14 protein-coding genes, 1 tRNA gene and 2 pseudogenes are annotated in these 23,374 nt (G+C 72.4%); 14 read left to right on the top strand and 3 right to left on the bottom strand.

Annotation, left to right across the window (positions count from 1 at the left end):
• Nucleotides 1–9 precede the first annotated feature (9 nt).
• The 8 genes from iolB to D6270_RS10650 all read left to right on the top strand — a co-directional run bounded on the left by iolB (nt 10) and on the right by D6270_RS10650 (nt 11,475).
• Nucleotides 10–975: a 5-deoxy-glucuronate isomerase gene (gene iolB / locus D6270_RS10685; protein WP_109165624.1), complete on the top strand. Its 966-nt coding sequence runs from the start codon at nt 10–12 to the stop codon at nt 973–975.
• Nucleotides 972–2,993 (top strand): 3D-(3,5/4)-trihydroxycyclohexane-1,2-dione acylhydrolase (decyclizing), encoded by a 2,022-nt coding sequence (iolD, locus tag D6270_RS10680; protein ID WP_391039435.1) that lies wholly within the window; start codon nt 972–974, stop codon nt 2,991–2,993. The genes iolB and iolD overlap by 4 nt, the downstream gene beginning before the upstream one ends.
• Nucleotides 2,994–3,033: 40 nt before the next feature.
• Nucleotides 3,034–4,536: a CoA-acylating methylmalonate-semialdehyde dehydrogenase gene (mmsA, locus tag D6270_RS10675; protein WP_109165625.1), complete on the top strand. Its 1,503-nt coding sequence runs from the start codon at nt 3,034–3,036 to the stop codon at nt 4,534–4,536.
• A gap of 108 nt (nt 4,537–4,644) precedes the next feature.
• Complete coding sequence (locus D6270_RS10670; RefSeq protein ID WP_109165626.1) at nt 4,645–5,250, top strand: DUF4291 domain-containing protein; 606 nt, start codon at nt 4,645–4,647, stop codon at nt 5,248–5,250.
• A gap of 289 nt (nt 5,251–5,539) precedes the next feature.
• Nucleotides 5,540–8,194 (top strand): alpha/beta fold hydrolase, encoded by a 2,655-nt coding sequence (locus D6270_RS10665; protein ID WP_109165627.1) that lies wholly within the window; start codon nt 5,540–5,542, stop codon nt 8,192–8,194.
• Nucleotides 8,191–9,099 carry an ABC transporter permease gene (locus D6270_RS10660; RefSeq protein WP_109165628.1) on the top strand — a complete coding sequence of 303 codons (909 nt, stop codon included), beginning with the start codon at nt 8,191–8,193 and terminating at the stop codon, nt 9,097–9,099. Before D6270_RS10665 ends, D6270_RS10660 begins: the two co-directional genes overlap by 4 nt.
• 169 nt (nt 9,100–9,268) lie before the next feature.
• Nucleotides 9,269–10,930: a vWA domain-containing protein gene (locus D6270_RS10655; RefSeq protein ID WP_109165629.1), complete on the top strand. Its 1,662-nt coding sequence runs from the start codon at nt 9,269–9,271 to the stop codon at nt 10,928–10,930.
• A gap of 77 nt (nt 10,931–11,007) precedes the next feature.
• Nucleotides 11,008–11,475 carry an anthrone oxygenase family protein gene (locus tag D6270_RS10650; RefSeq protein ID WP_109165630.1) on the top strand — a complete coding sequence of 156 codons (468 nt, stop codon included), beginning with the start codon at nt 11,008–11,010 and terminating at the stop codon, nt 11,473–11,475.
• A gap of 27 nt (nt 11,476–11,502) precedes the next feature.
• On the opposite strand, the pseudogene D6270_RS10645 reads toward D6270_RS10650, so the two are convergent.
• Nucleotides 11,503–12,377, bottom strand: a pseudogene (locus tag D6270_RS10645) (peptidoglycan-binding protein).
• A gap of 269 nt (nt 12,378–12,646) precedes the next feature.
• Here D6270_RS10645 and D6270_RS10640 point away from each other — a divergent pair.
• A complete protein-coding gene (locus D6270_RS10640; protein ID WP_158650498.1) occupies nt 12,647–12,889 on the top strand; it encodes a hypothetical protein in 243 nt (80 codons plus the stop codon).
• A 34-nt stretch (nt 12,890–12,923) separates the two neighbouring features.
• On the opposite strand, the pseudogene D6270_RS10635 reads toward D6270_RS10640, so the two are convergent.
• Nucleotides 12,924–14,953, bottom strand: a pseudogene (locus D6270_RS10635) (TerD family protein).
• 195 nt (nt 14,954–15,148) lie between these two features.
• Nucleotides 15,149–15,221: transfer RNA gene (locus tag D6270_RS10630), tRNA-Arg, on the bottom strand.
• 330 nt (nt 15,222–15,551) lie between these two features.
• Between D6270_RS10630 and D6270_RS10625 the strand changes: the two genes are divergently transcribed.
• From D6270_RS10625 to ettA, 5 genes are all read left to right on the top strand, one after another.
• Entirely contained in the window at nt 15,552–17,195 is a 1,644-nt protein-coding gene (locus D6270_RS10625; RefSeq protein ID WP_109165633.1) for a dynamin family protein, read from the top strand.
• Complete coding sequence (locus tag D6270_RS10620; protein ID WP_109165634.1) at nt 17,192–19,231, top strand: YfjP family GTPase; 2,040 nt, start codon at nt 17,192–17,194, stop codon at nt 19,229–19,231. The genes D6270_RS10625 and D6270_RS10620 overlap by 4 nt, the downstream gene beginning before the upstream one ends.
• A 109-nt stretch (nt 19,232–19,340) precedes the next feature.
• Complete coding sequence (locus D6270_RS10615; RefSeq protein ID WP_109165635.1) at nt 19,341–19,814, top strand: single-stranded DNA-binding protein; 474 nt, start codon at nt 19,341–19,343, stop codon at nt 19,812–19,814.
• A 189-nt stretch (nt 19,815–20,003) separates the two neighbouring features.
• Complete coding sequence (locus tag D6270_RS10610) at nt 20,004–21,572, top strand: Cys-Gln thioester bond-forming surface protein (RefSeq protein WP_376201372.1); 1,569 nt, start codon at nt 20,004–20,006, stop codon at nt 21,570–21,572.
• 136 nt (nt 21,573–21,708) lie between these two features.
• Nucleotides 21,709–23,373 carry an energy-dependent translational throttle protein EttA gene (gene ettA, locus D6270_RS10605; RefSeq protein WP_109165637.1) on the top strand — a complete coding sequence of 555 codons (1,665 nt, stop codon included), beginning with the start codon at nt 21,709–21,711 and terminating at the stop codon, nt 23,371–23,373.
• Nucleotide 23,374: the final 1 nt, after the last annotated feature.

The raw sequence follows: 23,374 nt of genomic DNA, 5'->3' as shown, positions 1-23,374 counted from the left end.
GGAGTGGCCATGGACACGCACCACGAGCGAGACGACGGCGGCACCGGGGGCACTCCTTCCGCCGCGCGCCACCACCTGCCCTCCGGCAGCGCGGGGCGCGGGCCCTATGTCCTGGACATCGACCCGGAAATGGCCGGATGGGACCGGTCCCATCTCCGCGTTCTGGAGCTGGAGCCGGGCGGAGTTCATACGCTTGTCACCGGGGAGTGTGAATGGATCGTTCTGCCGTTGACCGGTGGCTGTACGGTGCGTACGGCAGGTGACACCTTTGAACTGCTGGGCCGGGAAAGCGTGTTCAGCGGGGTGAGCGATTTCGCCTACGTGCCGCGCGACGACCGAGCGCAGATCGCCTCCGGCGCAGGAGGCCGCTTCGCCCTGGCAGGAGCGAAGTGCGAGCGACGACTCCCCGCTCGCTACGGCCCCGCGCCGGAGGTACCCGTCGAACTGCGTGGCACCGGCACCTGCTCGCGCCAGGTCAACAACTTCGCCGCCGCCGACACCTTCGACTGCGACCGCCTGATCGCCGTCGAGGTCCTCACCCCCGGCGGCAACTGGTCCTCGTACCCACCCCACAAGCACGACGAGCAGGTGCCGGGCGAGGAGTGCGAGCTGGAGGAGATCTACTACTTCGAGGTGGCGGGCGGCGGCCTCGGCTACCACCGGGTCTCGCCGTCGCGCGAGGGCGGTACGGATGTCCTCGCCGAGGTCGGCAGCGGTGACGCGGTCCTCATCCCCGACGGCTGGCACGGCCCGTCCATCGCCCCGCCCGGCCGCACGCTGTACTACCTGAACGTCATGGCGGGGCCGGGGGAGGAGCGGGCCTGGCTGATCCGCGACCATCCGGACCACGGATGGATCCGCGACACCTGGCGGGACGAGCCGGTCGACGCCAGACTGCCGCTGTACACGGAGCATCCGCAGACGGCCCGCCCGGACACGGCGCGTCCGTCGCCCGGCCCGGAGGTAACAGGTTGAGCCCGACGAGTCCCGCCGGCCCGAGCCCCGACCCGAGCCGGGGCCCCGACCCGAGCCCGAGCCCCGACCCGAGGCCCGCCCCCACCCGCCGCCTGACCACCGCTCAGGCACTGGTCGCCTTCCTCGCCCGCCAGTACACCGAGCGCGACGGCCGCCGCCACCGGCTGATCAACGCGACCTGGGGCATCTTCGGCCACGGCAACGTCGCCGGGATCGGCCAGGCACTCGTGGAGGCGGGCAACGGGAGCGGCAGGCGGAACGGCGACCGCAGCGGCGTCCGGACCGCGCCCCGCATGCCGTACCTCCAGGGCCGCAACGAACAGGCCATGGTGCACGCGGCCGTGGGGTACGCGCGCCAGTCCGGCCGGCTCTCCGCGCACGCGGTGACCACCTCCATCGGCCCCGGCGCCACCAACCTCGTCACCGGCGCCGCGCTCGCCACCATCAACCACCTCCCCGTCCTCCTCCTCCCCGGCGACACCTTCGCGACCCGGCCCGCCGACCCCGTGCTCCAGCAGCTCGAAGTCCCCTACGCCGGTGACGTGTCGGTCAACGACTGCCTGCGCCCCGTCTCGCGCTACTTCGACCGGGTCACCCGCCCGGAGGCGCTGATTCCGGCGGCCCTCCAGGCGATGCGGGTCCTCGCCGACCCCGCCGGGACGGGCGCGGTCACGCTGGCGCTGCCGCAGGATGTCCAGGCGGAGGCGTACGACTGGCCGGAGGAGTTCTTCGCCGAGCGGGTCTGGCGGGTGCGCAGGCCGGCGCCCGACACGGCCGAACTGGAAGCGGCCGTACGGGCGGTGCGCTCCGCCCGCCGCCCCCTGATCGTCGCGGGCGGCGGGGTCCGCCACAGCGCGGCCGAGGAGACGCTGGCCGCCTTCACCGCCGCCACCCGCATCCCGGTCGCCTCCACCCAGGCGGGCAAGGGGGCCCTGCGCCACGACCACCCGGCGGACGTGGGCGGCATCGGCCACACCGGTACCGCCACCGCCGACGAACTGGCCCGCACCGCCGACCTGGTGATCGGCGTCGGCACCCGGTACACGGACTTCACCACCGCCTCCGGCACCCTCTTCGAGAACCCGGCCGTCCGCTTCCTCAACCTCAACATCACCGGCTTCGACGCCCACAAGCTGGCCGCCCTCCCGCTGGTCGCCGACGCCCGCACCGGCCTGGAGGCGCTCACCAGTGCGCTCGCCGGACGGGGATACCGCGTCGACCCGGCGTACGAGACGGAGTACACCGGCGCGAAGGAAGCGTGGGAGGAACGGGTCGAGGCGTCCTTCACCACCCCCGAGTCCGCCGCGCGCCCCACCCAGACCCAGGTGCTCGGCCTCCTCGACACCCTGGTCACCGAGGACGACATCCTCATCAACGCCGCCGGCTCCCTCCCCGGCGACCTGCACAAGCTCTGGCGCACCCGCTCCCGCGACCAGTACCACGTGGAGTACGGCTACTCCTGCATGGGCTACGAGATCCCGGCCGCGATCGGCGTCCTGCTCGCGACCGGAACGCAGGAGCGGCCCCGCCCCGTCTGGGCGCTCGTCGGCGACGGCACGTACCTGATGAACCCCACCGAGATCGTCACCGCCGTCCAGGAGAACCTGCCGCTGAAACTGCTGATCCTCCAGAACCACGGGTACGCCTCCATCGGCGGCCTCTCCGAGGCGGTCGGCGGCGAGCGCTTCGGTACGGCCTACCGGCACCGCGACACCGACGGAGGCTTCACCGGCCCGCCGCTCCCCGTCGACCTCGCCGCCAACGCGGCCTCCCTCGGCCTGCGGGTCCTGCGCGCCACCACCGTCGACGACCTGCGCAAAGCCCTCGCGGAGGCCCGCAGCGCGGAAGGCCCCACTTGTGTCTACGTCGAGACCGAAACGCCCGACACAGTGTCGGGCCCCCCTCCGGCACAGGCGTGGTGGGATGTTCCCGTGGCCGAAACCGCGAGCCGGCCGGCAGCGGTCGAGGCCCGGGAAGAGTACGACCGGCGGGTCGCCGCCCGACGCCACCACCTGTGAAACCACGCCTGCGCCTGCCTGAAGCCTGAAGGAGTACGTCATGACGAAGACCGTCAACCACTGGATCGGCGGCAAGACAGTGGAGGGCACGTCGGGCCAGTACGGTCCCGTCACGGACCCGGCCACCGGCGCGGTCACCACGCAGGTGGCGCTCGCCTCGGTGGAGGAGGTCGACGCCGCGGTGGCCGCGGCGAAGGCCGCGTACGCGACCTGGGGCACGTCCTCCCTCGCCCAGCGCACCACCGTCCTCTTCCGCTACCGCGCGCTGCTGGACGCCCACCGTGACGACATCGCCGCGCTGATCACCGCCGAGCACGGAAAGGTGCACTCCGACGCGCTGGGCGAGGTCGCCCGTGGTCTGGAGATCGTGGAGCTGGCGTGCGGGATCACCACCCAGCTCAAGGGCGAGCTCTCCACCCAGGTCTCCAACCGGGTCGACGTCTCCTCGATCCGCCAGTCCCTCGGCGTGGTCGCGGGCATCACCCCGTTCAACTTCCCGGCCATGGTGCCGATGTGGATGTTCCCCCTCGCCATCGCGTGCGGCAACACGTTCGTGCTGAAGCCGAGCGAGAAGGACCCGTCGGCGGCCAACCTGCTGGCCGAGCTGGCGGCCGAGGCGGGCCTCCCGGACGGCGTCCTGAACGTCCTGCACGGTGACAAGGTCGCGGTGGACGGTCTCCTCGACCACCCCGACGTGGCGGCCGTCTCCTTCGTCGGCTCCACCCCCATCGCCCGCTACATCCACGCCACCGCCTCCGCCAACGGCAAGCGCGTCCAGGCCCTCGGCGGCGCCAAGAACCACATGCTGGTCCTCCCGGACGCCGACCTGGACGCGGCGGCCGACGCGGCGGTCTCGGCGGCGTACGGCTCCGCCGGCGAGCGCTGCATGGCGATCTCGGCGGTCGTCGCGGTCGGCGCGATCGGTGACGAGCTGGTCGCCAAGATCCGCGAGCGCGCCGAGAAGATCACGATCGGCCCCGGCAACGACCCGGCCTCCGAGATGGGCCCGCTGATCACCGCCGCCCACCGCGACAAGGTCGCCTCGTACGTCACGGGCGCCGCAGCCCAGGGCGCCGAGGTCGTCCTCGACGGCACGGGCCACACGGTGGAGGGTTTCGAGGACGGCCACTGGATCGGCCTCTCCCTCCTGGACAAGGTCTCCACCGACTCCGACGCCTACCGGGACGAGATCTTCGGCCCGGTGCTGTGCGTGCTCCGCGTGGACACGTACGAGGACGGCGTCGCCCTCATGAACGCCTCGCCGTTCGGCAACGGCACCGCGATCTTCACCCGCGACGGCGGGGCGGCCCGCCGCTTCCAGCTGGAGGTCGAGGCCGGCATGGTCGGCGTCAACGTGCCGATCCCGGTCCCGGTGGGCTACCACTCCTTCGGCGGCTGGAAGGACTCCCTCTTCGGCGACCACCACATCTACGGCAACGACGGCGTGCACTTCTACACCCGCGGCAAGGTCGTCACCACCCGCTGGCCGGACCCGGCGGACGCCCCGGCGGGCGTGGACCTGGGGTTCCCGCGCAACCACTGACCGCGAGCCGTCCGGCAGGCCCCGTCGTACCCCCGTGGTCGCGACGGGGCCTGCCGCACGCCGAAAACCAGGTGCCGGGCGGTGGACGCGCCCCGCATCCTGTGACCCATGAACACCCCGCCCCTCCCGCCCCGTTACGAGATCCGCGCGCTGCACACCGCCACCACCGTCACCGTCTACCAGGCGTACCGCCCCGCCATCGGGCTCCCCGCCGCGCGGGACGGGCGGTTCCCCGCCGAGTGGAAGCGGGACCGGATGACGTGGATCAAGCCCAGCTTCCTGTGGATGATGTACCGCTGCGGGTGGGGCACCAAGGAGGGGCAGGAGGTCGTCCTCGCCGTCGAGATCGACCGGAGCGGCCTGGAGTGGGCGCTCGCGCGTGCCGAACTCTCCCACTACGTACGCGATGTGCACCCGGACGAGGCGTCCTGGAAGCAGAGCCTGCGCACCGCCCCCGCCCGGGTGCAGTGGGACCCCGAACGCGACCTGGACCTGAACCCGCTCCCGTACCGCTCCCTCCAGCTCGGGCTGGGCGGGGAGGCGGCACGGCGGTACGCGGACGAGTGGACCGTCTCCGTACGCGATGTCACCCCGCTCGCCCACGAGGTGCACACGGCGGTGCGGGCGGGGGAGCGGGAGAAGGCCGCCGCGCTGCTGCCGGTGGAGACGCCGATCGATCTCGCCGCACCCCGGCCGGTGCGGGCCGGGGTGTAGTCGGGAACGTCGCGGCCGGTGCCGGCCGGGTTGTCGTCAGGGTGTCGGGCCATAGCCGCGGGTCCCGGGGCCCGTCGTGGGCGTCGCGGCCGTCCCGGGCGTCGCAGCCGGGGCGGGCGTCTCGGCCGTCGCGGTCGTTGCGCGGCCAATGTCCGCAATGGGCTTCGGCCGGGATAAGGGCCGTACCGCATCCGGAGTACGGGCAGGGCGCACCGTACCTCTCAGGGAGGCTGCCCACCTCCCCCTGATGGCACTTCGGCCGGTGGCATCCTCCGTTTAGGGTCGAGGGATGGAGACCCCTACTGTTCGATGGCGGCGCCTGCTGCCCCGTACCCCTGGCCGGTGGGCCGCGGCCGTGGCCGCGCTCGCCGTGCTCGTGGGCGGTGGCACCTGGACCGCCGTCGCCGACGACGGCCCGCCCGCCGTGCAGCGCGAGGACCGGATGCTGCGGCCGGGCGGGGTGCCGATCGACACCTCGTACTTCACCGCCGGAGGTTCCGGTAAGCGGCCCGCCGTGCTCATCGGCCACGGTTTCGGCGGCAGCAAGAACGACGTGCGGGCCCAGGCCGAGAAGCTGGCCGCCGACGGATACGCGGTGCTGACCTGGTCGGCACGCGGGTTCGGCAAGTCCGGCGGGGCGATCTCCCTGAACGACCCCGAAGGCGAGGTCAAGGACGTCTCCGGACTCATCGACTGGCTGGCGGAGCGCCCCGAGGTGGAGCTGGACGGGAAGGGCGATCCCCGGGTCGGCCTCACCGGCGCCTCCTACGGCGGGGCCGTCTCCCTGCTCGCCGCCGGGTACGACCAGCGGGTCGACGCCATCGCGCCCGTGATCACGTACTGGAACCTGGCCGACGCCCTCTTCCCCGACGGGGTCTTCAAGAAGCTCTGGGCCGGGATCTTCGTGACCTCCGGCGGGGGTTGCGAGAAGTTCGAGAAGCGGCTCTGCGAGATGTACGAGCGCGTCGCGGTCAGCGGCAAGCCCGACGCCGAGGCGGTGCGGCTGCTCACCGAGCGTTCGCCGTCCGCCGTCGCCGACCGCATCAAGGTGCCCTCGCTCCTCCTCCAGGGCCAGTCCGACTCCCTCTTCCCGCTCGGCCACGCCGACGCCATGCAGAAGGCGATCAGCGCCAACGGCGCGCCCGTCTCCGTCGACTGGATCTCCGGCGGCCACGACGGCGGCGACAACGAGACGAGCCGGGTCGAGGGGCGCGTCGGCGCTTGGTTCGACCGGTACCTGAAGGAGGAGACCGGCACCGACACCGGTCCCGCCTTCCGTGTCACCCGTACCGGAGGCATCGACTCCACCGACGGTGCCGCCCTCAAGCGCGGCGCGAGCAGCGACACCTACCCGGGGCTGCGCAGCGGCGGCAGGGAGATCGCGCTCGCGGAGGGGACGAAGACCTTCCGCAACCCCGCCGGCTCCGCTCCGCCCGCCATCTCCGCCGTCCCCGGCGTCGGCGGCGGCCTCTCCCAGCTCTCCTCGCTCGGCGTCGGCCTCTCCCTCGACTTCCCCGGGCAGTCCGGCCGCTTCGAGTCGGCCCCGCTGGCCACCTCCGTACGCGTCACCGGCACCCCCACCGTCCGCGTGACCGTCAAGGCCACCGAGGGCCGGGACGCGGTGCTCTTCGGCAAGGTGTACGACGTGTCGCCGGACGGCAGGCAGCAGGTGCTGCCCTCCCAGCTCGTCGCCCCCTACCGGATCACCCCCGACCAGCAGGGCAAGCCGGTGGAGCTGGCCCTGCCCGCCGTGGACCACGAGTTCGACGCCGGGCACCGGATGCGGCTGGTCTTCTCCGCGACCGACCTCGGGTACGCGTCCCCGGCCGAGCCCGCGACGTACAACGTCACCCTCGACGGACCCCTGACCGTCCCCACCGCACCCGCTGTCGCCACCGCCGCGGCCACCCTCCCGTGGTGGACCTGGGGCCTCCCGGCCGCCGCCCTCGTCATCGCGGCCGCCCTCCTGCTCACCGCGCGCCGCCGCACCGCGACGCCCGCGCCCGACCCCGAACTCACCGACGTACCGCTCCAGATCACCGGCCTCTCGAAGAAGTACGCGAAGTCCGTCGACCGGTACGCCGTGCGTGAGCTGTCCTTCCGCGTCGAGAAGGGCCAGGTGCTGGGACTCCTCGGCCCCAACGGCGCCGGCAAGACGACCACCCTGCGCATGCTGATGGGGCTCATCACCCCCGACGAGGGCGGGATCCGCGTCTTCGGGCAGGCCATCCGCCCCGGCGCCCCGGTCCTCTCCCGGGTGGGCGCCTTCGTCGAGGGCGCGGGCTTCCTGCCGCACCTCTCCGGACGCGCCAACCTGGACCTGTACTGGCAGGCCACCGGCCGCCCCACCGAGGACGCCCGTATCGAGGAGGCCCTGGAGATCGCCGGGCTCGGCGACGCGCTCGCCCGTGCCGTGCGGACGTACTCCCAGGGCATGCGGCAGCGGCTCGCCATCGCGCAGGCCATGCTCGGCATGCCGGACCTCCTCATCCTCGACGAGCCGACCAACGGGCTGGACCCGCCCCAGATCCGCGAGATGCGGGACGTGATGATCCGTTACGCGGCCGGGGGCCGGACCGTCATCGTCTCCAGCCACCTCCTCTCCGAGGTGGAGCAGTCCTGCACCCACCTGGTCGTCATGGACCGGGGCCGGCTCGTGCAGGCCGGACCGGTCGCCGAGATCACCGGTTCCGGCGACACGATCCTGGTGACCACGGCGGAGGAGGTGTCCGAGCCGCTCGCGGAGAAGGTCGCCGCCCTGCCCGGCATCGGCTCCGCCGTCCGTACCGACGACGGGCGCGGGCTCCTCGTCCGCCTCGACGGGGCCACCACCTCCCGCCTCGTCGCCGACCTGGTCCGCCTCGACGTCCCGGTCACCGGCGTCGGCCCGCACCGCCGCCTGGAGGACGCCTTCCTCACCCTGATCTCCGGAGGAGCAGCATGAGCGCCCCCGTACAGCCCCCCGAGGCCCGGGTGGAGACCGAACACCCGGAAGCCGCTGGCTACCGCGCCGGGCGCACGCTCCCCCTCCGTGTCGAGGCCGTGCGGCAGCTGCGGCGCCGCCGCACCCTGCTCATGGGCGGGATCCTCGCGGCCCTCCCCTTCATCCTGATCGTCGCCTTCGCGATCGGCGGCACACCGGACGGTGAGGGCGGCGGTGGCGGCCGGGGCGGCAACCGGATCAACCTGATGGACGTGGCGACGGAGTCCGCCGCGAACTTCGCCGCCACCTCGCTCTTCGTCTCGGCCGGCTTCCTGCTGGTGGTGCCGGTGGCCCTGTTCTGCGGGGACACCGTCGCCTCCGAGGCGAGCTGGTCCTCACTGCGCTATCTGCTCGCCGCGCCCGTGCCCCGGACCCGGCTGCTCTGGTCCAAGCTCGTCGTCGCGCTCGGCTTCAGCCTCGCCGCGATGGTGCTGCTGCCGCTCGTCGCCCTGGCGGCCGGCACGGCCGCCTACGGGTGGGGGCCGCTGAAACTGCCCACCGGGGGAGCGCTGGCGGCCGGGGACACCGTGCCCCGCCTCGCGCTCGTCGTCGCGTTCATCTTCGTCTCCCAACTCGTCACCGCCGGGCTGGCGTTCTGGCTCTCCACGAAGACGGACGCCCCGCTCGGCGCGGTCGGCGGTGCGGTCGGGCTGACGATCGTCGGCAACGTGCTGGACGCCGTCACCGCGCTCGGCTCCTGGCGTGACTTCCTGCCCGCGCACTGGCAGTTCGCGTGGGCCGACGCACTCCAGCCCGAACTGGAGTGGGGCGGCATGATCAAGGGGGCGGCGATCTCGGTGACGTACGCCCTGATCCTGTTCGCTCTGGCGTTCCGCGGGTTCAGTCGTAAGGACATCGTGTCCTGAACCTGATGTTCCGGGGTTTGCCCGGCCGCAGATGGCCCCGGCCCGGCCCCTGTTGCCGCATCGAGATGGTTCCGCAACGCTTTCGTCGACTCCGCTCGGCGTCCCCGTACGTCACATTCACAGGTGTCCGAGACAGGAACGCGGCACCGTGATGACGTGGGGGTTACGGATGGACCAGCGAAGCGGCAACCGAACAGGGGCACGGTCGGGGGTGCGGGCCGGGCGCCGGTCCGGGGCGGTGGCGCTCCTGCTGGCGGCCGGGATGCTGCTCACCGCGTGCAGCGCCGCCGGGTCGTCGGAGGGCACCGCCACGGACAAGCGCGCCGGCGCACGCCCCCCGCAGGGGACGACCGGGGCGCAGCCCGCACCGGGGGACGCGGCGGCACCGGAGAGGGGCCGGCAGTCCGGGGAGAGCGGTGACACGGCCAAGCCCGACAGCGCCGCCCCGGACTACCTCTCCACCTTCGCCCTGGACGTGGACACCGCGAGCTACGGCTATGCGCGCCGCACCCTGGGCGACGGCAGGCTGCCCGACGCGGCGGTCGTCCGGCCGGAGGAGTTCGTCAACAGCTTCAAGCAGGGGTACGAGCGCCCGAAGGGCAACGGCTTCTCCGTCACGGTCGACGGGGCCCGGATCGGCGCGGGCTCGAAGGGCGGCGCCGGCTCCGGGGCCTCCGACTGGTCGCTGCTGCGGGTCGGGCTGGCCACGAGGGCCGCCCCGCCGAGCGGCGAACGGCCGCCCGCCTCCCTCACGTTCGTCGTCGACGTCTCCGGCTCCATGGCGGGCGAAGGCCGCCTCGGGCTGGTCAAGAAGTCCCTGGACATCCTCACCGACGAGCTGCGCGACGACGACTCGGTCGCCCTGGTCACCTTCAGCGACGAGGCCGAGACCCGGCTGCCGATGACCCGCCTCAAGGGCAACCGGAACAAGATCCGCGACGCGGTCGACGCGATGGAGCCCGCCCAGTCCACCAATGTGGAGGCGGGCGTCGAGCGCGGCTACGAGGAGTCCGTGAAGGGCCACCGCAAGGGGGTCAACAACCGGGTGGTGCTGCTCTCCGACGCGCTGGCCAACACCGGCGACACCGACGCCGACAACATCCTGGAACGGATCGACTCCGCCCGCCGCGAGTACGGCATCACCCTCTTCGGGGTCGGCGTCGGCAGCGACTACGGCGACGCGTTCATGGAGCGGCTCACCAACCGCGGCGACGGCCACACCACGTACGTCGGTGACGAGGAGCAGGCCCGCAAGGTCTTCGTCGACCAGCTGCCCGCCCACATCGAACTCCGGGCGCGCGACGCGAAGGCCCAGGTCGCCTTCGACCGCGGGACCGTGAAGCAGTTCCGGCTGATCGGCTACGAGAACCGCAAGGTCGCCGACGAGGACTTCCGCGACGACAGCGTCGACGGCGGCGAGGTCGGCCCCGGCCACACGGTGACCGCGCTCTACGCCGTACGGCTGCGCGAGGGCGCCTCAGGCCCGGTGGCCGAGGCGACCGTGCGCTGGCTGGACCCCAAGACCCGCAAGGCGTACGAGGAGAGCGGCTCGGTGCGGACCGGGGCGATCGACGGCGCACTGTGGGGCGCCGCGCCGCAGCGCCTCCAAGTGGCTGCCGTGGCAGCCTACTTCGCGGACACTCTGCGCGGCGGCGACCTGCCCGGCACCCCCGCACTCGGCGAACTGGCCTCCCGTGCCGACAGGCTGGCGGCCGAGACCGACGACGGTTCGGTACGCAAGCTGGCGACGGCGATCGGCCAGGCGCAGTCCCTCAGGAACGGCACGGAACCGGAGGACGGGGGAGACGGCGGCGAGGGGGAGATCGGCTGACCCCACGGCTGGTCCGGCAGCTGACGGCGTTCGCACAGTCATGCGAAACCTGGCTGTGTGAACGGCTGCCATCAGTCATGATGTGCGCCATGACCTCATTGTTTCTCGTGCTCTCCGTGATCGTCACCGGCCTCTACGCGGGCTTCATGCTGACGTTCCTGATCGCGGTCATGCCGGGCCTCGGCGACCTGACGGACGAGCAGTTCACGGCGGCGATGCGCCGTTTCAACGAGAAGGTCCCCGGCCCCCTCTTCCTCATCCTCTTCTTCGGGGTGGTCGCCCTGCCCGCTGCCGCGCTCTTCACCGGACTCGGCGAGCACGACGAGGTCGCGGGCCCCGCGATCGTGGGGGCGCTGATCTGCGTGGTCGCCGGTCACCTGGTCACGATCGCCGGGAACGTCCCGCTCAACAACGCGCTCGCCAAGTCGGAGGGCGGCGACGACAGCGCCGCCCGAAAGGCCTTCGAACCCCGCTGGAACACCTTCCACCAGGTCCGGACCGCGTTCGTGCTGGCGGCGTGCGGCCTGCTGGCCCTCGCGCTGTAGAGCGGCTGTCGGCGGTGCGGCTCAGGCTCACACGTTGGGCACCTTGAGCCGGTCCCAGCTGGTCTTCCCCGGGATACCGTCCGCGTCCGTGCCCGTGTAGCCGAGCTTGCGCTGCCAGGCCGCGTACGAGTTCCGGTCGGCGGTCGACCAGGCGGGGCCGGGGCCCACCGTGTACCGGCCGCACCCCTCCGCCTCCAGCCGCTTGCCCATCGCCGTGATGATGGGGCTGTTGCGGCCGACGGTGAAGAACGAGCTCCCCGGGAACGGCTCGTACGTCGGTTTCGGGGGCGGCTTGGAGGGCCCGTCCGGTGCGCCTCCCAGCCGCTTGCCGATCCTGGTACGCATCGAGTTCATGGTGAAGCCGCGCGGATCGACCTTGCCCGGCTGCCACTCCAGGTGCCCGATCACCGACCGCTCGCCCCAGCCGTGTGCCCGGCAGACGGCGGCCGCCGCGCGCTCGATCGCCAGCAGTTGGGCGGCCGGCCACGGGTCCTTGCCGTCGCCGAGGTTGACGCACTCGAACCCGTAGAAGTACCGGTTGCCGTCGGTGTTGGCCTCGTTGTCCGGCGGCAGGGCCTTCTCCGCGATGACGGCCCGCAGGACATCGTCGTCGCCGAGCCCGGCGTGGTTGGCCCGCCCGTTCCCCACGAGGTGGACGGTCCCGTCCTTGGCGATCACGCCGTGGCAGAGGGGGCCGGGGAGGGCGGAGTGCCCGTTGTAGCAGAGCTCCACCGAGGAGGCGGTGCCCGATGTGACGGTGTGATGGATCATGACGCCGTGCGTCGGGCCCAGGGCCCCTTGTGATTCCGGTTGTTGGTACGCCAGCTCCTGTGCTCGACGACGGTGAGTCCTTCGTCGCGGAGGGCTTTGAGCAGCTTGTCGGCGGACAGCGGCGTCGCCATCGTGGCGCTCCTTCCAGGTGGTGCGCGGATTCGCAGGCGTGTTCGGCGGTCGGAGAGCAGGCTCGGATCCCGGACGGCACAACGAAGTTGCGCTCGCCCGAACGGGTTTGCGGAGAGATGGGGGCGCCCTGCGACGTGATTCCGCCTACGGGCCGTACAGGATCGATTTGCCCGTTCTTGCGCCGCCTCGAACGTCGAGCCGTACCGAACGTTTCGTCGGCCTGCCACCCTTGTGGTGCGGATTCCGCTTAGGGGTGCGGGTGGGGTGGGTGGGGAGGGGAATTCTGGCGGCGGTGCCGTACGAGGGGGCGCCCTCGCCCCGCCGTACGCCGGTGCCGTACGACGTGAGGGCGCGCCTCGCCACCGCTCGCCGCGGATCTGGTGCCGGCGGCGGCGTCCTCAAGGAGTTCGAGACGCCGGGCGGGAGCGATGTGGCGTCGGTGACGGAGGTCGCGGAGCCGGCACCCGTGCACCACGTGCTGCTCATCCGGCTCGCCGCTCCCCTGGTGTAGCGCCGCGCGGGGCTGCGGGGCCGCGCCCGGCCTCTCAGTCGGCGATGTCGACGCCGTAGCCGCGTGCCAGGTCCGCGAGCCCGTGGTCGTACCCCTGCCCGACCGCACGGAAGCGCCAGACCGGCCCGCGTCGGTAGAACTCGGCAAGGAGCAGCGTGCGTTCCGTGGTGGCGGCGTCGAGGGTGGCCCTGGCCAGGGGCGCGGCCCCGGTGCCGGGGACTGCGGTGACCTGGACCGCGCCGACGTGCCCGAAGGCCCTCTCCCCGTCGATGGCGGCCGCGACGGCGACCCTGCGGGAGGCGGGTGGGAGCGAGGCCAGGTCGACGGCGATCGTCTGTTCCGCCGGGCCGTCGGTGAGCAGCCGTACGGTGCCGGCGGGGTTCTCGGGCGCACCGTAGAAGACGAAGTCCTCGTCGAAGGTGACCTGTTCGTCGTCGTCGAGGACGAACGCGACGACGTCGATCTCGCACGCGTCCTGCGGAGCCCAGGCCGCGGTGATGTGCCACGACGATGCCGGAGTCCCCTGCGGGCCGGGCAGGTCCACGACACCGCCGCGCGGCAGGACGAGAGGGGTCCGCGGGCGCTCCGGGACCGAGGGCCGGCCCGCCCCGGGGGCGGTGCCGGTTCCGGCGGGGGCGTCCTCCGGGTCGGTCAGCCACTCTTCGTCGTGCACGGGAAGTCCCAGCTCCGGCATCCGCCGTACCCGGCGATCGGTCTCTCCGCCCGACAGGAGGACGGCATCGGTGACACTGCGCGAGAGGTTGATGGCGGCGGAACCACCCAACTCGACGACCCGGGTGCGCGCGGCGGACGCGGCGGGGTGTGTGCCGCCCAGGACGAGGACCCGCCGCCCGGCGAGGGGGCGGCCCTCCGGTGCTGTCGCTGGGGCCGGCCGGCGTGGAGCAGGTACGGCCGCTTCCGGTGAGGAAGGCGAGGAAGGCGAGGAAGGTGCGCCGACAGCTGTGGGTGCAGGGCCGACCGGTTCAGGAACGGCTGCCTGAGTCTCCGGAGCGGCTCCCCGGGGTTCAGGCACGGTCGCCCCGGGAGCGGTCGCTTCGGGCGCGGGGGCGATCGCTTCCGGGCCTCCGGAAGCGGAAGCCTTCGCCGGGAGCGGGGTGGTGGCCGGCTCCGTCCCTGCCGCCTGGTGCGGAGTGCCAGGGCGTACGTCGTCGAGCAGCCGCAGGAAGGTGTGCTCGTCGATCACGGGTACGCCGTCGGCCACCGCCTGCCGCGCCTTGGCCGAACCCGAGCCCGCCTGGTTGGTGACCAGCGCGCTCGTGTGGCGGCTGACCGAGGACATGACGTTCAGCCCCGCGGCGACCGACCGCGCCACGAGCTCGGCGCGCGAGGTGGCTGTCTCCCCGGTGATGGCGATCTTCATGCCCTGCACGAGCGGACCGCCCACTTCCGCCCGCCCCGGATTGCGGTACACGCAGGGCGTCTTCGGCGGCTGAGGCGCGAACTGCGTTTCCTGGCGTGGCGGGCACGCCACCAGGGGAAGGGGCAGATCGAGCCGTGCGGCCTACCGGAGCGTGGCGCGCAGGATGCCGGCCAGCACACGGGTGTCGTCCAGCGCGTCGTGCGCCCGCCTCTGCTCCACGCCGTAGTGCGCCGCGAGCGTGCCCAGCTTCATGTCGGCGGCGGGCGGGTCCACCTGCCGGTTGAGGGCGAGGGTGCACAGCCGCTGGGAGACCGGCAGATAGAGACCGGCCCGCGCGAACTCGTGCGCCAGGAAGTCGTAGTCGAACTGGGCGTTGTGGGCCACCAGGACCCGGTCCCGCAACAGCGCACCTATCTGCTGCGCCACCTGCTCGAAGGCCGGCGCCCCAGCAGCCGCTCGGGGGTCAGCCCGTGCACATGGACCGGCCCCGGGTCGCAGCCCGGATTCAGCAGGGTCGAGAACTCCCCGGTCTGCTCCCCGTCCGGACCGATGGTCACCACCGCGACCGACAGCACCCGGTCCCGCCGCGCGATGACCCCGGACGTCTCCACATCCACCAGCGCCCAGTCGAAGGCGTACTCACGCGGGCCGGAAACATCACGGGAGGAGGAGCGCAGGGTCATGCCCGCAAGGATGATCCGACATGTGCCCACTCCTCAACCGGAATGGCCTTTTTCCTGGATATGCGACGGTGCCGAGGAGTCGGGCCCCGTGCCGCATCTTCTCTTACGCCGCCACTACGCCGCTCCCCGCTAACCTGCCCCGACCAGCCAAAAGGCCCCCCGGATGCGGAGGGCCTCACGGTCGTGCGGTCGGTGTGCCCCCGGCAGGACTCGAACCTGCGGCCAAGCGCTTAGAAGGCGCCTGCTCTATCCACTGAGCTACGGGGGCCGGGAGTCCTGATCGGTGGTTCCGTGGCCGTGCCGGGACAAGGATAGGGCTCCGATCGCCTGGACCCGGTTGCTTCACCTGCGTGGCACGATGTGGAGGTTCGGTGAAGCGAACCGATAATCGCAGGTAGGTGCGGATCCTGCATCGCTTTTCGCGCCATGCGGCCCGGGTGTTGTGCACTCGTTATGCCTGCGCCCCACTCATCCCTCTTGTTCAGAGTTTGTCCGGAGTCCGCGTCCTGGTGCTGTCCAGAGGGTGGAACCGCCGCGCAGAGGGGCCTATACGCTTCAAAAAGGCGCCAAAATTGGGCATTCTTCGCATGTGGTGACCATGGACGTACGGCCTCAGCTCATCGACGCACTTTCCGCCCTGCGCGACCGTGTCGCCGCCGTGCGTCTTCCACTCCCGCTGCCGGGGGCCGAACGCGCCCGGCAGACGAGGGTCGAACTCCTCGCGCAACTCGACGACTACCTCCTGCCGCGCCTGAAGGATCCCGAGGCCCCGCTGCTCGCCGTGATCGGCGGTTCCACCGGGGCCGGGAAGTCCACCCTGGTCAACTCGCTCGTGGGGTGCCGGGTCAGCGAGGCAGGGGTGCTGCGGCCCACCACCCGTACCCCGGTGCTGGTCTGTCACCCCGATGACCACCACTGGTTCGCCGGCGTACGGGTGCTGCCGCAGCTCACCCGTGTCTGGCTGCCACCGGGTCAGGCCCGGGACCCCGACGGCCTCGACGACCTGGCGCCGGGCGCGGACGACGACGCGAACGTGCTGCGGGTGGAGACCGCCGTCAGCCTGCCCCGCGGGCTCGCGATCCTCGACGCCCCCGACATCGACTCCCTCGTCGTACGCAACCGGGTCCTGGCCGCCGAACTCATCTGCGCCGCCGACGTCTGGGTGATGGTCACCACGGCGTCCCGCTACGCCGACGCGGTCCCGTGGCATCTGCTGCGTACCGCGAAGGAGTACGACGCCGCCCTCGTCACCGTCCTCGACCGGGTGCCCCACCAGGTGATCGCCGAGGTCTCCCGGCAGTACGCGGCGCTCCTGACCCGCGCCGGGCTCGGGGACGTACCCCGCTTCACCATCCCCGAACTCCCCGAGTCCGCGGGCGGCGGCAGCGGGCTGCTCCCCACCACCGCCGTCGCCCCGCTGCGCGCCTGGCTCACCCACCGGGCCCAGGACCCCGCCGCCCGGCAGCAGGCGGTGGGGCGTACGGCCTCCGGGCTCATCGAATCGCTCAACGTGCGGATGCCCGGGCTGGCGTCGGCCGTGGCAGGGCAGTACGCGGCGTCCGTACGGCTCACCGGTGTCGTCGAGGAGGCGTACGCCAAGGAGGCCGACCGGATCCGGCGCAGGCTCCAGAGCGGGGCGGTCCTCTCCGGGGACGCGCGGACCCGGTGGCGGGGCTACCCCCTCTACAGCGCACCCGGCGAACTCCTCGAAGCCCTGGTGGACAGCCTGATCGCCCTCCTCCAGTGCGCCGTCTCCGCCGCCGACGACCAGATCCGTACGCGGTGGAGCCGTGAGCCCGCCGCCGGGGTCTTCCGGTTCGAGGGCGCCGGGCGGGAGTCCGGGGGGTGGGGGCCCGCCGAGGACATCGAAGGCCGGATCGCCGTGGCCGTACGGCGGTGGCGGCGGGTCGTGGAGGAGCTCGCCGAGGAAGAGGTGCGCCAGCTCGAACGCAGCGTGGCACCCGACCCGGAGACCGTCGCCGCCCTCCTCGCGGCGGCCCTGCTCGGCGGGCGGCGGGCCCGTGCGGCGGGGGAGCAGCTCGCCGAACGCATCGGCGCCCAGGGCGCGCTGCGCCTGCGTGACAAGGGCGGCCAACTCCTGACGACCTATCTGGACCAGGTGCTCGGCGGTGAACGCGACCGCAGGCTCGCCCCGCTGGACGCCCTCGACATCGCCCCCGAACCGCAGGCCGAACTGATCGCCGCGCTTTCCGTCATGCAGAAGGAGAGGTGGCAGCGATGACTGCCGTCACGGACGAGGACCAGGGCAACGGCACGACGGCCCCCGGCGAGCGGAAGGAGGAGGCTTCAGAAGCTCCGGTGAAGGAGGGCGCCGGGCGCTGGGACGACGGGCTCATCGCGCGGCGCGCCGCGGCGGCCGGCGCCCGGGATGGTGATGCCGGTTCCGGCTCCGGCGGCCTTGGCGGCTCGGGAACCGGCAGTTCCGGTTTCGGATCAGGCCCCGGCGGCTTCGGCGGTTCCGGAACCGGTGATTCCCGTACGGCTGACGGCTCCGCCGATCCCGCGGGATCCACCGACTCCGCTCCCGAGGGCGACGACGTACGGCCGCAGGTCGAGGCGTACGGGCCCTCCGGCGGCCCCCTCCCCACCCGCCTCGACGCCCTGCGCGAGCTCGTCGGACTCTCCCGCGCCCGCCTCGACCGGGACACCCTCGCCGAGGCGGGGCGCGTGCTGGACGAGGCGGCGGCCCGGCAGCGGCTCTCCTCCCGGCACACGGTCGTCGCCATCGCGGGGGCCACCGGGAGCGGCAAATCGACCCTGTTCAACGCCCTCGCCGGGGCCCAGATCTCCGACACCGGGCTGCGCCGCCCCACCACCTCCCAGCCCATCGCGTGCAGCTGGACCGACGGGGCCGCCGGACTCCTCGACCGCCTCGCCATCCCCGGCCGGCTCCGCCGCAGGCCGCACCCCGGGCCCGCCGCCTTCGACGAGGCGCTCCAGGGGCTCGTCCTGGTCGACCTGCCCGACCACGACTCCGCCGCGACGGCCCACCGGGACCAGGTGGACCGGGTGCTTGCGCTGGTCGACGCGGTGATCTGGGTCGTCGACCCGGAGAAGTACGCCGACGCCGCCCTGCACGAGCGCTACCTGCGCCCGCTCGCCGGGCACGCGGAGGTCACCTTCGTCGTCCTCAACCAGATCGACCGGCTGCCCGGCGAGGCCGCCGACCTCGTCCTGGACGACCTGCGCCGCCTCCTCGACGAGGACGGCATGGCGCTCGGCGAGCACGGCGAACCCGGCGCCACCGTCATGTCCCTCTCCGCCCTCACCGGCGACGGGGTGCCCGAACTGCGGGAGATGGTCGGCCGGTTCGTCCAGGACCGTACGGCGGCCACCCGCCGGCTCTCCGCCGACGTGGACGCGGCGGCGACGAGGCTGCGTCCCGTGTACGTGGCGGAGGGGCGGCCGGGGCTGGGGGAGCGGGCCCGGGAGGAGTTCACCGACCGGTTGGCCGAGGCGGTCGGGGCGGCAGCCGCCGGGCAGGCCGCCGAGCGGGAGTGGCGCAGGAACGCGGGCCGGGCGTGCGGGACGCCGTGGCTGCGGCTGTGGCGCTGGTACGAGTCCCGGGGGCTGCCGGGCAGCCTGGACCGGATGGGCCAGGCGCTCGCCCCGCCGGAGGAGGAGCTGACGGCCCGGCAGCGTGTGGAACAGGCGGTCCGGACCGTCGCGGACGACGCCGCCGGTGGGCTGCCCGCCCCCTGGGCCCAGGCGGTGCGCGAGGCGGCGTTCAACGGGGCGAAGGGGCTGCCGGAGGCGCTGGACGAGCTGGCGGCCGCGGGCGGCGGCTCCTCCAAGGACGCGGGGAAGGCGTCGGGCAGGGGGGCGGGTGGGTCGGGGGGTGTCGGCCGGGGCCCGGCCACGGGTCCGGCGCTCGGCGGGCGGCCGGCCAAGCCGCCCCGGCCGAAGTGGTGGCCCGCCGCGGTGCTGGCCCAGGTCTCCATGACCCTGCTCCAGGTCTTCGGCGGCCTGTGGCTGCTCGGCCAGATCGTCGGGATCCTGGAGCCGGGGCTCGTCACCCCCGCCCTGATCATGCTGGCCGGAGTCGTCGGCGGGCCGCTGGTGGAGTGGTCCTGTGCGGCGGCGATCCGCGGCCCCGCCCGGCGCTACGGGCAGGACGCCGAACGACGGCTGCGCGAGGCGGCCGCCGGGTGCGGCCGGGCCAGGGTCCTGGACCCGGTCTCGGCGGAGCTGGTGCGCTACCGGGAGGTGCGCGAGCGGTACGCGGCGGTGACGGAGTTTTCCACAACCGGCCAGTAGTCCACAGGCTCCGGCGCGTTTCGTCTCCGGCGTCCACCATGAAGTCGGCCCACCGGTGAAGCCATACACGGGTGGGCGGAACAACAGGACGACTGAAACGGGGCGGGAAATGAACGAGACGATGGTGACGCTGGTGGGAAACGCCGCCACGGCGGTGGACTTCCGCGAGACGGCCACCGGGGGAATGGCGCGATTCCGCTTCGCCGTGACCCCGAGGCGCCGGGACCGCGAGACCCAGCTGTGGACGGACGGCCCCACCAGCTTCTACACGGTGTGGGCCTGGCGGACGCTGGCCTCGAACCTGGCCGGTTCGGTCGGGATCGGTGAACCCCTGGTGGTGCACGGCCGGTTGAAGGTGCGGGAAGAGGAAAGGGAAGGCGGGCGAAGGACGTTCGTCGACGTCGAGGCGGTCGCGGTCGGACACGATCTGAGCCGGGGTACCGCCGCCTTCCGCCGCGTCGTCCGGACCGAACCGGCGCTGACGGCATCCGTACGGAACGGAGCTGACGGAGAGTCGGAAGACGGTTCCGCCGCGTCACAGGCTCTGGCCGAGCGAACTCCCGAAAGGGTCGCTGTGTCCTGAAAGTGCTGGTCGGAGGGGTGGTCCCGGCGATAACGATTCCGATTCGGAATGGTTGGCCGGGGGCGGTACGGGGGATTGCCGTTCGCCCGGTCCTTAGGATTCCCAGAGCTCATGGGTCACTTGAGTCTGCTGGCGGGGCATTCCCCACACGCGCACCATGCGCGAGGGTCTCGCCCGGAGGGGAATTCTGTGTTTTCTGCGTCTTCAGTGTCCGCTTCGCCGTCCGACGCGAAGGCGGTGCACGCCCTTCACGGCGGAGCGGCGCGCACCGGGGAGACCGGCAGGGGGGCGCGCACCGGGGAGACCGGGCGGAGAGGGCGCGGGCGCGTCTTCCTCCGGCCGGTGACCGCGCTGCTGCTCTCCGGTCTCGTCGCGGCGGCCACCCTCGCCGGTACGGGCACGGCGGCCGCCGACGACCCGGGCCGGCACCAGGGCGGCGCGTCGGCGGTGCTGGACGGGCTGAAGACCTTCGACAGTGCCGTGCTCCGCCTGCCGGGCGAGAACGGCGCCCCCGACCGGACGCAGGAGCTGCCCGCCGGGCTCTTCGAGATGACCGTGGACGGCGGCGGCAAGCTCAAGACGTACTGCATCGACCTCCACAACCCCACCCAGGACCAGGCGAAGTACCTGGAGACCCCGTGGGCCGAGACCTCCCTCGGCGCCAACAGGAACGCCGGGAAGATCCGGTGGATCCTCCAGCACTCCTACCCCCAGGTCGACGACCTCGCCGCACTGGCCGAGGCGGCGGGCACGGGGCCCCTCAGCGAGCGGACCGCCGCCGCGGGCACCCAGGTCGCCATCTGGCGCTACTCGGACGACGCCGATGTCACCGCGTCGGACAAGCAGGCCGAGAAGCTCGCCGACTGGCTGCACAGGAGCGCACGCAACGTCGCCGAGCCCCGGGCATCCCTGACGCTGGAGCCCGCCGCGGTCTCCGGCCGGGCGGGGGACCGGCTGGGCCCGGTGACCGTCCGTACGGACGCGGACCTGGTCTCCGTGTCACCCCCGGTGGACGCGGCGGCGAGCGGGATCACGGTGACCGACGAGAAGGGCGAGCCCGTCACCTCCGCCACCGACGGCGCCCGCCTCTACTTCGACGTGCCCAAGGGCTCCACCGACGGCTCCGCCTCGCTGAGCGTCCAGACCACCACCTCCGTACCGGTCGGCCGCGCCTTCGCCGGGACCACCCGCACCCAGACCCAGATCCTGGCCGGCTCCAGCGGGTCCACGGTCTCCGCCCGGGCCACCGCCACCTGGGCCGAGACGGGCGCCGCCCCCGCGCTGACCGCCCGTAAGAACTGCGCGGCCGGCGGCGTGGACATCACCGCGGCCAACCAGGGGGACGAGCCCTTCACCTTCGAGCTCGGGGGCTACGAGCACACGGTGGCCGCCGGAGCCACCGAGACGGTGACGATCCCGGTCGCCGAGGACCAGCCGTACGACTTCACCATCACCGGCCCCGGCGGCCTCCGGAAGAGCTTCACCGGCGTACTGGACTGCGCCACCAGCGGCAGCGCCATCGCCGCCGAGAGGGACCAGCAGGGCGACGCCGACACCGGAGTGGACACCCAGAGCGCCCGCCAGTCGGTCCCCGCCTCGACCGGCACCACCACCTCCGGCCTGGAGGGCGACCTCGCCGAGACCGGCGGCTCCAGCACCACCTCGATGATCGCCGCCCTCGCCGTCGGCTTCCTCGTCATCGGCGGCGCCGCCCTGCTCGTCATGCGCCGCAAGGAAGCACAGCAGCACGCTGAGTAGTTGGCCGAGCGGTTACGGGCTGCGGCCGTGAGCAGCGGGGGGCGGCCGATCCCCGGACGGGTTTCCGTCCGGGGATGGACGTCAGGCAAGATGGGGTGTATCTGCCCACACCTCTATTGCTGCCGGACGGTTTCTCTTGGCTGAGTTCATCTACACCATGCGCAAGACGCGCAAGGCGCACGGCGACAAGGTGATCCTTGATGACGTCACCTTGAACTTCCTGCCCGGCGCCAAGATCGGTGTCGTGGGGCCCAACGGTGCCGGTAAGTCCACGGTGCTGAAGATCATGGCGGGCCTGGAGCAGCCGTCCAACGGTGACGCGTTCCTGTCGCCGGGGTTCAGCGTCGGCATCCTCATGCAGGAGCCGAAGCTCGACGAGAGCAAGACCGTGCTGGAGAACGTCCAGGACGGCGCGGCCGAGATCATGGGCAAGCTCAAGCGCTTCAACGAGGTCGCCGAGCTCATGGCGACCGACTACTCCGACGCGCTGATGGAGGAGATGGGCAAGCTCCAGGAGGACCTGGACCACGCCAACGCGTGGGACCTGGACGCCCAGCTGGAGCAGGCCATGGACGCCCTGGGCTGCCCGCCCGGCGACTGGCCGGTCACCAACCTCTCCGGTGGCGAGAAGCGCCGCGTGGCGCTCTGCAAGCTCCTCATCGAGGCCCCGGACCTGCTCCTCCTCGACGAGCCCACCAACCACCTCGACGCCGAGTCGGTGAACTGGCTGGAGCAGCACCTCTCGAAGTACTCGGGTGCCGTCGTGGCCGTCACCCACGACCGGTACTTCCTGAACAACGTCGCCGAGTGGATCCTGGAGCTGGACCGCGGCCGCGCAATCCCGTACGAGGGCAACTACTCCACGTACCTCGACAAGAAGGCCGCGCGCCTCAAGGTCGAGGGCCGCAAGGACGAGAAGCGCCAGAAGCGGCTCAAGGAAGAGCTGGAGTGGGTGCGGTCCAACGCCAAGGGGCGCCAGACCAAGTCCAAGGCCCGTCTCGCCCGGTACGAGGAGATGGCGGCCGAGGCCGACAAGATGCGGAAGCTGGACTTCGAGGAGATCCAGATCCCGCCGGGCCCGCGCCTCGGTTCCATCGTCGTCGAGGTCGAGAACCTCTCGAAGGCCTTCGGCGACAAGGTCCTCATCGACGACCTGTCCTTCACGCTGCCCCGTAACGGCATCGTCGGTGTCATCGGCCCCAACGGCGCGGGCAAGACCACGCTGTTCAAGATGATCCAGGGTCTGGAGACGCCGGACAGCGGCTCTGTCAAGATCGGCGACACGGTCAAGATCTCCTACGTCGACCAGTCCCGCGCCAACATCGACCCGAAGAAGACCCTCTGGGCCGTCGTCTCGGACGAGCTGGACTACATCAACGTCGGCCAGGTCGAGATGCCGTCCCGCGCCTACGTCTCCGCGTTCGGCTTCAAGGGCCCGGACCAGCAGAAGCCGGCCGGTGTCCTCTCCGGTGGTGAGCGCAACCGCCTCAACCTGGCGCTGACGCTCAAGGAGGGCGGCAACCTGCTGCTCCTCGACGAGCCCACCAACGACCTGGACGTCGAGACGCTCTCCTCGCTGGAGAACGCGCTGCTGGAGTTCCCGGGCGCCGCAGTGGTCATCTCCCACGACCGCTGGTTCCTGGACCGCGTCGCCACCCACATCCTCGCCTACGAGGGTGACTCCAAGTGGTACTGGTTCGAGGGCAACTTCGAGTCGTACGAGAAGAACAAGGTCGAGCGTCTCGGCGCGGACGCGGCCCGCCCGCACCGCGCCACGTACAAGAAGCTCACGCGAGGCTGAT

This window comes from Streptomyces griseus subsp. griseus, from assembly GCF_003610995.1.
GTDB lineage: Bacteria > Actinomycetota > Actinomycetes > Streptomycetales > Streptomycetaceae > Streptomyces.
Note: the sequence above shows the minus strand (reverse complement) of the source record. Positions and strands in the feature narration are given on the sequence as shown.